Raw genomic sequence first — 11,519 nt, 5'->3', positions numbered from 1 at the left:
GCCGGCCGAATGGAAAGAGGTCTGCCGCATGGCCGAGCTCAACCCGGCGCCGTGACGAAACTAACGCCCGGAAGCGCGCGGAAATTCATCCTCGACAACACGGCGCTGATGGCGCCGCCGCATGTGCCGGAAGTGCTGCTCCATCTCGCCGACGAGGCGCATGATCTGTGGCTGCGCACAGAGGAGGAACTGGCCGAAATCGGCCTGCCGCCACCTTTCTGGGCCTTCGCTTGGGCCGGTGGCCAGGGTCTGGCCCGTTACGTGCTCGATCATCCGGAAACGGTGCGGGGAAAGATCGTGCTCGACTTCGCCTCCGGCTCCGGCCTGGTCGCGATAGCGGCGCTGAAGGCGGGCGCCAGCAGGATGGTCGCCGCCGACATCGACCCATTCTGCGAAACGGCGATCGAGCTGAACCTAAGGGCCAATGGCGTGGAAGCCGAGTTCCAGGGTGCGGACTGCGTCGACCGGGATGACGGCTGGGATGTCGTTCTCGCCGGCGACGTCTTCTACGACAAGGCCTTCGCCGACAGGCTGATGCCGTGGTTCGCGGCCTTGAAGGTTCGGGGTGCCGATATCCTCGTCGGCGATCCCGGCCGCGCCTACCTGCCGAAGCAGGGTTTGCAGTCGCTCGCCGTCTATCAGGTGCCGGTGACGCGGGTTCTGGAGGATGCGGAGGTGAAGCGCACCACCGTGTGGCGCCTTGCTTGACGTTGCCTGCGAACAGGCGTTCCATCCGCGCACCGATCCGGAGGGGGAGCGATCATGGATTTTTCAACGGTGAACTGGCTGGCGGTGGTCGTCGCCGCTGTCGCGGCATGGCTGTTCGGCGCCGTCTGGTACATGGGCCTGAGCAAGCCTTGGCTGAACGCCGCGAAGCTCGACCCGGCGACCATGAAACGCTCGGCCGCGCCATTCATCGTCAGCTTCGTCGCCGAGCTGGTGATGGCGCTCGTCATGACGCTGGTGGTCGGCGCACTGACCGGCGGCGAGCCCAACCCGCTCGCGGGCGTGATCTTCGGCTTCGTGCTGTGGCTTGGCTTCATCGCCACCACGCTTTCGGTCAATCACCGATACCAGGGGTTTGGCTGGGGCCTGACGCTGATCGATGCCGGCCACTGGCTGGGCGTCATGCTCATCATCGGCGCGGTAATCGGCTAGTTCGGAGCGCCGGCGGCGCCGGCCGGCTGATCGCCGGATCTCAAGTCGGCGTCTTTGCCACTTCGTCCAGAAGCCACTCGCGGAAGGCGATGATGCGCGCGTCATCCTTCACCGCCTGCGGATAAACCAGGAAATAGGCGAAGTCGGGCGCAACCTTGATGCCAAGCTGGAAGGGCCGGACCAACCTGCCTTGCGAAAGGTCGCTGGCCACCATGGCGAAGTCGGCGAGCGCCACCGCATTGCCGTCAAGCGCTGCCTGGGTGGCGTCTGTCGATGAGCGGAACACAACCGTGCGGCTATCGTCAAAATCCTCGACCCCGGCCGCCTGCATCCACATGCGCCAGTTCGGCCAGGTCACGCCCTGCCGCGACCATTCGATATGCGCCAGCGTGTGATTGAACAGATCGCGCGGCTCCTTCAGCGGCGGGCCGGACGCCAGCAGCGCCGGACTGCACACCGGGACGATGATGTTCTCGAATAGCCGGTGCGCCGAAAGCCCTGGATATTTGCCTGTTCCGAAACGAATGCCGACATCGACATCGTCGAGATCGAAATCCCTGACGTCATAGGTGATGTCGAAGCGCAATTCGATGCCTGGCTTCTGCTGGCGGAAATCGTCGACGCGCCGCATCAGCCACTTCGTCGCGAACTGCGCGTCGAGCGTCACCTTGAGCAAAGCTGTGCCGCGCGTCACCTTGCGGGCGCGCGAAACCGCCCGGTTGAGCAGGTCCAAGGCATCGATTGACGCTTCGAACATGACGTTGCCCGCCTCGGTCAGACGGATGGTGCGGCTGGTGCGGATGAACAGCACTAGGTCGAGCTGATCCTCCATCTCCTTGATCTGGTGGCTGACCGCAGCTGGCGTCAGGCCGAGCTCGTCGGCGGCGCGGGTGAAGTTGAGGTGCCTTGCCGCGGCCTCGAACGTCCTCAGCGCGCGCGTTCCGGGCAGCAGCTTGGACATTTGATCTCCAAAGAAAACTTGATGATCGGAAAAGAACTACTCGTTTCTCGTTTGTTTTTCAATCGGGCATGATGGCCTCATCGAAACACCATCAAACCGGATTTGATATCCGGAGAACCGGATAAGACCATGTCTGAGATCGTTTTGAAGTCCTGCACCACCCTGGAATCCCCCTCGGGGCTGACCCTTTGGCTGCGTTCAGCACGCGATTGGCTGCGCCAAGCCCGAGTCGCCGCTCGGCTTCCCGATGAGTCCATCGAGGACCTTTCCGACAGCCAGCTGCGTGACATTGGCGCCGAGCGCCGGGACGTCGCAAAAGCGCTGGACCGAGAGCTCGGCCGCATCGGCTTGCTTGACAGCGGCTGGCAGCGCCCCCGTCGATCCCACTACTAGAGCAATTCCAGGAAAAGTGCGTAGCGGTTTTCCGTCCGGAATTGCGTAAAAACAAAGAGTTAGAGCGGTTCGGCGATTCCGTGAAACGCTGAACCGCTCTAATGCACATATGGCCAATGAAGATTCAGGTCAGGCCGAGTCGAAAATGGTGGTTTCCGAGAACCGGAGCGGAGCGTACTTTTCGTACATGAGCACTGGAAGCGCAGGAGACCGCCATTTGCAGGCCGGCCTCACCTGAATCCTACCTCACCACCTTCACTACCGTCCTGTCCGACAGCAACGGCAGCAACCTTGCCATGGTGCGCGCCGTCACCGCCACGCAGCCTTGCGTCGGTGTGAAGCCGGGACGCGCCAGGTGGAAGAAGATAGCGCTGCCGCGCGCGCGGCGACGTGGCGCGATGTTCCAATCAAGCACCAGGCAGACATCGTAGAGATCGTCATCGCGCTTCATCCGCTCATGACTCGCGCCGTAAGGGATCTTGACCGGCCGGTTGTAGTTGCGGTCGTCCGGCACTTCGCACCAGCCGAGATCCGGGCCGATCGGCGTCATCGCCAGCTTCGTCCGCCGCGCGCCGGGGAACTGATCGTTCCTGAAATATCCCGACAATACCCGCATCGACGCCAGCGGCGTCCCGCCATCGCCTTCACGCTTCCTGGCGGTGATGCCGCCGCTCCCCAGCGCGCAGGGAAATACCGTTTTGCCGGCCTGAAGGAAGCCTTGCGTGGGGTTGCCGGGCCGCGGTCGGACAACCAGCACACGCAGGCTTTTCGGCAAAAATGCGCCTGCCTGATTGCGCGCGCGTTTTTTCTTGTATGATTGTGTCACGGAACAAATCACTGTGATCGGCTGTTGCGCCGGTGAGCTTCCGCATAAATGGGGGGAGGTCAACTGAATATTCTTTTTAAAACAACGGATTGATCCATGACATCACGAACCATACTGATCGTTGACGACGACGACGACCTGCGAGCCACCCTCGTCGAGCAACTGGCCCTTTACGAAGAATTCGATGTTCAGCAGGAATCCACCGCCGCCAAAGGCGTCGCCGCGGCGCGCGGCGGCCTTGTCGATCTGCTCATCATGGATGTCGGCCTGCCCGACATGGACGGCCGCGAGGCCGTGAAGATCCTGCGCAAGGGCGGCTACAAGGCGCCGATCATCATGCTGACCGGCCACGACACCGATTCGGACACGATCCTGGGCCTCGAGGCAGGCGCCAACGACTATGTCACCAAGCCGTTCCGCTTCGCAGTGCTGCTTGCCCGCATTCGCGCCCAGCTTCGCCAGCATGAGCAGAGCGAGGACGCCACCTTCTCGGTGGGGCCCTACACGTTCAAGCCCAGCCAGAAGCTGCTGATCGACCCGCGTGGCGCCAAGGTGCGGCTCACCGAAAAGGAAGCTTCGATCATCAAGTACCTCTACCGCGCCGACCAGAAGGTGGTGACGCGCGACGTGCTCCTGGAAGAGGTGTGGGGCTACAATTCCGGCGTCACCACGCACACGCTGGAGACCCATGTCTACCGGTTGCGTCAGAAGATCGAGCGCGATCCTTCCAATGCCGAAATTCTTGTGACAGAAAGCGGCGGCTACAAGCTGGTTCCTTAAACATTTCATGATCAAATGAGCGGTCGGGGCGGGACCGCTTCGAGTACGATCCTGGTGCTGGAGGGTGAAGGATCGGCTCGCTGGACGCATCGCACGATGCGTGGATTTGAGATGTTGGAGTGTTCTGTCGGGCGTCCAGAAGGGCGCCGTGCTCCAAGGAGGGACTGGACTGACCGCTCGGGGACTCAGCTAGGATGGCGCTGGATGACGACATCCGCATCCTGTCCAGTGTGAAGCTCTTTCAGGGTTTCACGCAGGAACAGCTGCGCCTGCTCGCCTTCGGCGCGGAAAACACCTTCCTGCAGGCCGAACGCAAGCTCTATCGCGAGGACGACGAGGCCGATTCGGCCTATGTCGTCATCAGCGGCGAGATTGCTCTCTATCGCGAACTGAGCGGCGAACGCGTGCCGATCGGCACCGCGGGTCCGGGCGCCATGCTGAGCGAGCTCGCCCTGATCGCCGACACCAGGCGGCTGACCAGCGCCTCGGCGGCCGTGGATTCGGAAGTGATCCGGCTGAGCCGCAAGATGTTCCGCCGCATCCTGGAAGAGTATCCGGAACTGGCGATGCAGCTGCACGAGCGCATCCTCGAGGAATTCCAGCAGATGATCGCCCGCATCGAGGAACTGGCGCCGCGTTTCACGGGATAGGCGACCGGCCATAGGCGGGCTGAGATTCAGGTCAAGCCGAGCCGAAAATGGTGGCTTCCGGGAACCGGAGCGGAAGCGCAGGAAGCCGCCGTTTGCAGACCGGCATCACCTGAATATCAGCCCACCTACTCCAGATCGAACCGCGCTATCACCGGCACATGGTCCGACGGCTTCTCCCAGCCGCGAGCCGCCTTCAGGATTTCGTAGCCTTTGAAGCTCGGCACCAGATTGGCCGACGACCAGACATGGTCGAGCCGCCGGCCGCGGTCGGACGCTTCCCAGTCTTTCGCGCGGTAGCTCCACCAGGTGTAGAGCTTCTGCTCGGCGGGAATATTGAGACGCATCAGGTCGACCCAGCCGCCCGCTTGCCGCATCGCCTCGAAGTTCCCGGTCTCGACCGGCGTGTGGCTGACGACGTTGAGCAATTGCTTGTGCGACCAGACGTCGTGTTCCTGCGGCGCGATGTTGAGGTCGCCGACCAGGATCGAGGCTGACGCGTCGTCCTGGCTGGCCGGAACGCCGTTCATCTCCGCCACGAAGTCGAGCTTGTGCCGGAACTTGCGGTTAATGTCGGGGTCCGGCTCGTCGCCACCCGCCGGGACATAGAAATTGTGCACCAGGATCGACTTGCCGCCGGCCTGGATCCTGGCGGACAGATGCCTGCTGTCGTCGATTTCGCAGAAGCGCCGCTTCTCGACCAGCTCGATCGGGCGACGCGCTACCGTGGCGACGCCGTGGTAACCTTTCTGGCCGTGGAAAAGGATGTGCTCGTAGCCCGCCTTGCGGAAAGCCTTTTCCGGGAAGAGCTCGTCCGGAACCTTCGTCTCCTGGAGGCAGAGCACATCGGGCGCATGCTCCTTCAACAGCCGCTCGACGATCGGCATGCGCAGGCGCACGGAGTTGATGTTCCAGGTGGCTACGGTGAAAGGCATCGGCGAGGTCCGGCAAAAGATCGCCGATCTACTGCCAGTCGAGCGCCGCAAAAACAAGCCGGGCTGCGCGGCAGACCGGCCTCACATGAAGACCGAACCCGGTCAGCGCGTCTTGGTATTCAGCTCGCGATTAGCCGTATAGTCGATGGCGAAGGTATCGGGCGGGAAGCTGCCGCCTTCCTTGACGTTGAAGATCATCACCGTCGTGTCCTTGCCTTGAGCGTCGGTGATCGTCCACTGGCGCAGCTCATAGGTTTTCGGATCGAACATCATGGTGATCATCGCATTGCCGAAGACCGATTTGTCGGAGAGCTTGATGGTGGTGAGGTCGTCCTCTTCCTTGACGGCCTTCACGCGTCCGCCCGACAGGTCGATCCTGTCATCGAGCAACAGCTTCAGCGGCGTCTTCGACAGCGGGTAAAGGTCGGAGGTGTTGAGCTTCTTGTTGAGGATGACGACCGACTTGCCGTCGGCGATCACGCGGAAGTTCGAGGCGCCGTCATAGTTGAAGCGGATCTTGCCCGGACGTTCGAGGAAGAACTTGCCGCCGGTCTGCTCGCCCTTCGGCCCGAATTGCACGAACTCGCCGCTCATCGACCTCACCGAGGAGAAATGGTCGGCGATCTTCTGCGCCGCCGGCGGGACGGCCGCCTGCGCTGCGGCCAGAAGCTGGAAGCCCGGCACGACATTCAGAGCTGCGGCCCCCGCGAGCATCATGCCGAAGCCGAGCACCTGCCGGCGGGTCGGGGCGAATTCTGTCTGGGTTTTCATGCCGGTCACTTCCTGTGATTCGTCTGGCCGCAGTATCTGGGCTCCCACTAGGGCCTAAGTTTGGCGCGTACGCGACAGCGCATGAACGCGCCAGAGGGTCTCAGGTTGCCTGCGATCTGACGCCTAATGCCGTCGGGCTAGAATTTGTCGTCTTCGGTGGGCACCAAAATTTCGCGTTTGCCGGCATGGTTGGCCGGACCGACGATGCCTTCCTTCTCCATCTTCTCGATGATCGAGGCGGCGCGGTTGTAGCCGATGCCGAGGCGGCGCTGGATATAGCTGGTCGAGGCCTTGCCATCGCGCAGGACCACGGCGACCGCCTGGTCGTACGGATCGTCGGAATCATCGAAATTGCCGCCCCCACCGCCGCCGGAGCTGCCCTTGCCGGAGCCTTCGTCTTCGTCCTCGTCGTCGTCCTCGGTGATGGCGTCGAGATATTCCGGCACGCCCTGCAGCTTCAGATGCGCGACGATCCTTTCGACTTCGTCATCGGAGACGAACGGCCCGTGCACGCGCTGGATGCGCCCGCCGCCTGCCATATAGAGCATATCGCCCATGCCGAGCAGCTGCTCGGCGCCCTGCTCGCCCAGGATGGTGCGGCTGTCGATCTTCGACGTCACCTGGAAGGAGATGCGGGTCGGGAAGTTGGCCTTGATCGTGCCGGTGATGACGTCGACCGAGGGGCGTTGCGTGGCCATGATGACGTGGATGCCGGCCGCGCGCGCCATCTGCGCCAGGCGCTGCACCGCCCCTTCGATGTCCTTGCCGGCGACCATCATCAGGTCGGCCATCTCGTCGATGATGACGACGATATAGGGCATCGGCTCGAGATCGAGATCCTCGGTCTCGTAGATCGCCTCACCGGTCTGGCGGTCGAAGCCCGTCTGCACGGTGCGCGAGATCTTTTCGCCCTTCTTCTCGGCCTGGCTGACGCGAGCGTTGAAGCCGTCGATGTTGCGCACGCCGACCTTGGACATCTTGCGATAGCGGTCCTCCATCTCGCGCACGGTCCATTTCAGCGCGACGACAGCCTTCTTCGGATCGGTCACGACCGGCGTCAGCAGATGCGGGATGCCGTCATAGACCGACAGTTCGAGCATCTTCGGATCGATCATGATCAGCCGGCATTCCTGCGGCGTCAGCCGGTAGAGCAGCGACAGGATCATGGTGTTGATGGCGACCGACTTGCCCGAGCCGGTGGTGCCGGCGACCAGCACGTGCGGCATCTTGGCGATGTCGACGATGACCGCCTCGCCATTGATCGTCTTGCCGAGCGCCAGGGCCAGCTTCGCCTTGGTCGTCTCGAAATCGCGACTGGCCATGATTTCGCGCAGGTAGACCGTCTCGCGCTTGGCGTTGGGCAGCTCGATGCCGATGGCGTTGCGGCCCGGAACCACGGCGACACGGCAGGCGATCGCGCTCATCGAGCGCGCGATGTCGTCGGAGAGACCGATGACTCGCGACGACTTGATGCCGGGCGCCGGCTCAAGCTCGTAGAGGGTAACGACCGGTCCCGGGCGGACGTGGATGATCTCGCCCTTGACGCCGAAATCTTCCAGCACGCCTTCGAGCAGCCTTGCGTTCTGTTCCAGCGCGTCCTTCGACAGGCTGGGGTCCTTGGCGACATTCTTCGGCTCGGACAGGAAGTGTAGCGAAGGCATCTCGAACTTGTCTGAGCCGATCAGCGACGTCTGCGCCTCGCGCTGAACGCGCGCGCCCGGCACCGGGCGCGCCGCCGGCGCGTCGACGCGGGTCGCCGCGTCGGAGCGGAAATTCCGCACATTGGCGTTCGGCGCGGCGCGGCGCTGCACCGGCTCCTCGTCGAGATCGTCGAGATCGATATCCTCGTCCTGCTCGTCGAAAATGTCCTGGTCGGCTGGGTCGACCGCGGCGCTGCGATCGTTGACCATGGCGGCGAAGAATTCAGGCTCGACGCGCGCCCGCCCGCCCGGGCTCATCCGCGACTCGGCGAACTCGGCCGATTCGACCCGTTCGGCGGCGCGCCGCCAGGCGCTGGCACGTGGCTCAGCCTGCGGCTCGAACTCGTCGCGCTCCTGCCTGCGGCGCACGGCGCGGCGATGCATCCAGGCGCGGAACGACAGCCACCAATGGGTGATGGCGCCGAGCGCCAATATGCCTTCGTCGCCCTCGTCTTCATCCTCATCGAAGAGCGTCTCGTCCTGGTCGCGCGGATCGGGCTCGGCGGTGCGCTCCATGACAGCGAAACCGTTCTTGCGCGCAATCAGCGCCGCGCCATAGGCAAACAGCCACAAGGTCGGCGCCGCGAGGATCACGGCAATGACGGTGGCGAAGAGGCCTTTCGGATAGCCGCCGACCGCGATTCCGGGAATCTTCAGCACCATGTCGCCGAACACGCCGCCGAGGCCGGTCGGCAACGGCCAGGTGTTGGGCGGCGCCACGCAGCCGGCGATCGCTGCCGCGAGCAACGCAAAGCCGAACCAGGCAGAACCGCGCTTCGGCAGCCGGTCGACGCCGCGCGCGGTGAAAAGCAGAAAGCCCCAGATCACGGCCGGCACCAGCGCGGCAACGGCGGCAAGGCCGAAGAACTGCATGGCGAGGTCGGAAAAGACCGAGCCGGCATAGCCCATGGCGTTGGTGACGACGTTGCTGGTGGCGTGCGAGAAGCTTGGATCCGCGACGTTCCAGGTGGCGAGGCTTGCGACGCCGAAAGCGGTGAAGGCGAACAGGCCGGCGCCGACCAGCCGTCCGGCCTGGCGCCGCGCGAATGCCTGGATGCCGTGCCCCGTGTCCGTCAGCGCGAGCGGTGCGGATGCCCCTGAACGCATGCCTTGTTCCTCGTCCCAGCGTGCCTGGCCGCACGCATGACGCATGCCGGCAGATTCGAACGCCAGACTATCGGTGGGAAGGTTAAGGCCGCATTAACCATGGGTCTTTACCGGCACTCCCTTGCTGACAAAGTTGGCGGGCCCGGAGGCCCGCCATCCCTTGGCGTCTGACAACAAAATGACCGGGTTCGAGAAAACCCGATCTCCGCCGTCACTTGTGACCGGCATACATCATCAGGTCGGCGCAGAATTCGGCATGGGGCTTGCTCATCGCCGCATCCTGGCACTCCTTCATCATCGCGTCCTGCTTGTCCTTCGCCGTCGAAGCCCAGGCGGTCTTGAAATCGGCTTCGGACTTCATGGTCTTCATGCTGGAATCGGTGAAGAACGGCGCCATATTGTCCGGCTCATCGAGCGCACCCGCAAGTGCAACGCCACTGACCATAGAAAGAGCGAGCGCTCCGAGCAGGATATTCTTGACGTTCATGGGTTGGTTCCTTCCCTGTTGTTTCCGCGGCCGCCATATCGACGCTCGCTACATCAGTACGAAACCGGCAAGGCCGACGTTTCATGTCGGCGAGATCAAGTGAACGTGATCGATCGCTGCTCCGACCAAAAAAGGAGGCCCGGAAGGTGCTTCCGGGCCTCAAGGCGTGAGCCCTTTCAAGGGCGTCACGACGGGATTCAGAGCAATTTCGCGAAAACTGTGCAGCGGTTTTCCGCCCGGAATTGCGCAAAGCCTATTGATTCCGGGACTGGCGGGGAGGAGCGCGCCGGTCCCGTTGGCGAGGCTGGCCTTATGGCACCACTTCGCCGTGCTGGGTGACGTCGAGACCCTCGACCTCTTCCTGGGTGGTCGGACGCAGGCCGACCAGCGCCTTGACGATGAAGAGGATCACGAAGGTGGCGATCGCCGTCCACAGGATGGTGAAGACGATGCCGTAGGCTTGAGTGGCGACCGAGGCGCTCTTGCCGGCCGCGTTGATCGCCGGATCGGCGAGCGCGCCGGTGAGCAGCGCGCCAACCACGCCGCCGACGCCGTGGACACCGAACGCGTCGAGCGAGTCGTCATAGCCCAGCATGTGTTTCACCTTGACGGCCGAGAAGTAGCAGACGACGCCAGCGACGATGCCGACGATGAAGGCGCCGGTCGGGTTGACGAAACCGGAAGCCGGCGTCACCGCGACGAGGCCGGCGACGGCGCCCGAGATGATGCCGAGCACCGAAGGCTTCTTGGCAACGATCCATTCCGCGAACATCCAGGCCAGCGCCGCGGCGGCGGTGGCGACCTGCGTGTTCATCATGGCGGCGCCGGCGAGGCCGTCGGCGGCAACTTCAGAACCCGCGTTGAAGCCGAACCAGCCGACCCACAGCAGCGAGGCGCCGATAACCGAGTAGACGAGGTTGTGCGGCGCCATGTTGGTGGTGCCGTAGCCCTCGCGCTTGCCGAGGACGAGCGCGCAGACCAGACCCGCGACACCGGCGTTGATATGGACGACCGTGCCGCCGGCGAAGTCGAGCACGCCGGCGGTGCCGAGGAAGCCGCCACCCCACACCCAGTGGGCGATCGGCGCATAGACGAACACCAGCCACAGGCCCATGAAGATCAGCAGCGCCGAGAATTTCATGCGCTCGGCGAAGGCGCCGGCGATCAGCGCCGGCGTGATGATGGCGAAGGTCATCTGGAACATCGAGAAGACGAATTCAGGGATGTTCGAGACACCCGGCGCCCAGAGCGTCGTGACGGTGACGCCGTGGTGGAAGAATTTCGAGAAGCCGCCGATATAGGCGTTCATGCCGCCGCCGTCGGAGAAGGCGAGCGAATAGCCGAACATGAACCACAGCACCGTCACCAGGCAGGTGATGGCGAAGCTCTGCATGATGGTGGCGAGCACGTTCTTCTTGCGCACCATGCCGCCGTAGAACAGCGCGAGCCCGGGGATGGTCATCATCAGCACGAGCGCCGTGGAGGTCAGCATCCAGGCGGTGTTGCCGGTATCGAGCACGGGCGGTGGCGTGGCGGCGGGAGCCGTGGTCGTGGCGGCGGGCGCGGCTGTCTGCGCGAAAGCGGCGACCGTGCCCAGGGCCGTGAGCGCGAAAGCGGCGAGGGCGGCCGTTCGTCCCGTCGTCTTCATGGGGGAAGGAATATTCATTGAACTCTCCGTTGGAATGGTGTTCGCGGCCCTAGAGCGCGTCGGTGTCTGTTTCGCCGGTGCGGATGCGCACGGCCTGATCGATGCC

Annotated in this window: 12 protein-coding genes; 5 read left to right on the top strand and 7 right to left on the bottom strand. The window is 63.6% G+C overall.

The window, feature by feature from the left end; genetic code table 11:
• The first annotated feature begins 9 nt into the window (after window positions 1-9).
• The gene (locus tag Q0L57_RS29400; protein WP_296746595.1) at window positions 10-708 is read left to right on the top strand and encodes a methyltransferase; all 699 of its coding nucleotides are present in this window, start codon (window positions 10-12) and stop codon (window positions 706-708) included.
• 54 nt (window positions 709-762) lie between these two features.
• On the top strand, window positions 763-1,158 hold the full coding sequence (locus tag Q0L57_RS29395; RefSeq protein WP_296746594.1) for a DUF1761 domain-containing protein: 396 nt from the start codon (window positions 763-765) through the stop codon (window positions 1,156-1,158).
• A gap of 40 nt (window positions 1,159-1,198) precedes the next feature.
• Here the strand turns inward: Q0L57_RS29395 and gcvA are convergent, their stop codons facing one another.
• The gene (gcvA, locus tag Q0L57_RS29390) at window positions 1,199-2,119 is read right to left on the bottom strand and encodes a transcriptional regulator GcvA (RefSeq protein ID WP_296746593.1); all 921 of its coding nucleotides are present in this window, start codon (window positions 2,117-2,119) and stop codon (window positions 1,199-1,201) included.
• A 129-nt stretch (window positions 2,120-2,248) separates the two neighbouring features.
• Between gcvA and Q0L57_RS29385 the strand changes: the two genes are divergently transcribed.
• Window positions 2,249-2,512: a hypothetical protein gene (locus tag Q0L57_RS29385; protein ID WP_296746592.1), complete on the top strand. Its 264-nt coding sequence runs from the start codon at window positions 2,249-2,251 to the stop codon at window positions 2,510-2,512.
• Between the two features lie 241 nt (window positions 2,513-2,753).
• On the opposite strand, the gene Q0L57_RS29380 is transcribed toward Q0L57_RS29385, so the two are convergent.
• The gene (locus tag Q0L57_RS29380) at window positions 2,754-3,287 is read right to left on the bottom strand and encodes a L,D-transpeptidase (RefSeq protein WP_296746591.1); all 534 of its coding nucleotides are present in this window, start codon (window positions 3,285-3,287) and stop codon (window positions 2,754-2,756) included.
• Between the two features lie 147 nt (window positions 3,288-3,434).
• On the opposite strand from Q0L57_RS29380, the gene Q0L57_RS29375 reads away from it, so the two are divergent.
• The gene (locus Q0L57_RS29375) at window positions 3,435-4,118 is read left to right on the top strand and encodes a response regulator transcription factor (RefSeq protein ID WP_040974579.1); all 684 of its coding nucleotides are present in this window, start codon (window positions 3,435-3,437) and stop codon (window positions 4,116-4,118) included.
• Between the two features lie 194 nt (window positions 4,119-4,312).
• Window positions 4,313-4,768 carry a cyclic nucleotide-binding domain-containing protein gene (locus Q0L57_RS29370; protein WP_296746590.1) on the top strand — a complete coding sequence of 152 codons (456 nt, stop codon included), beginning with the start codon at window positions 4,313-4,315 and terminating at the stop codon, window positions 4,766-4,768.
• 125 nt (window positions 4,769-4,893) lie between these two features.
• Here the strand turns inward: Q0L57_RS29370 and xth are convergent, their stop codons facing one another.
• The 5 genes from xth to Q0L57_RS29345 form a co-directional block, all read right to left on the bottom strand.
• On the bottom strand, window positions 4,894-5,700 hold the full coding sequence (gene xth, locus Q0L57_RS29365; RefSeq protein ID WP_296746589.1) for an exodeoxyribonuclease III: 807 nt from the start codon (window positions 5,698-5,700) through the stop codon (window positions 4,894-4,896).
• A gap of 102 nt (window positions 5,701-5,802) precedes the next feature.
• Entirely contained in the window at window positions 5,803-6,471 is a 669-nt protein-coding gene (locus tag Q0L57_RS29360; RefSeq protein ID WP_296746588.1) for an outer membrane lipoprotein carrier protein LolA, read from the bottom strand.
• 137 nt (window positions 6,472-6,608) lie between these two features.
• Entirely contained in the window at window positions 6,609-9,278 is a 2,670-nt protein-coding gene (locus tag Q0L57_RS29355) for a DNA translocase FtsK (RefSeq protein ID WP_296746587.1), read from the bottom strand.
• Window positions 9,279-9,489: 211 nt separating this feature from the next.
• On the bottom strand, window positions 9,490-9,765 hold the full coding sequence (locus Q0L57_RS29350; RefSeq protein WP_296746586.1) for a hypothetical protein: 276 nt from the start codon (window positions 9,763-9,765) through the stop codon (window positions 9,490-9,492).
• 310 nt (window positions 9,766-10,075) lie between these two features.
• Window positions 10,076-11,431: an ammonium transporter gene (locus Q0L57_RS29345; protein WP_296746585.1), complete on the bottom strand. Its 1,356-nt coding sequence runs from the start codon at window positions 11,429-11,431 to the stop codon at window positions 10,076-10,078.
• Between the last annotated feature and the right edge of the window lie 88 nt (window positions 11,432-11,519).

This window comes from Mesorhizobium sp. (genome assembly GCF_024509055.1).
Classification (GTDB): domain Bacteria; phylum Pseudomonadota; class Alphaproteobacteria; order Rhizobiales; family Rhizobiaceae; genus Mesorhizobium.
This window is presented reverse-complemented; position numbering and strand designations above follow the sequence as displayed.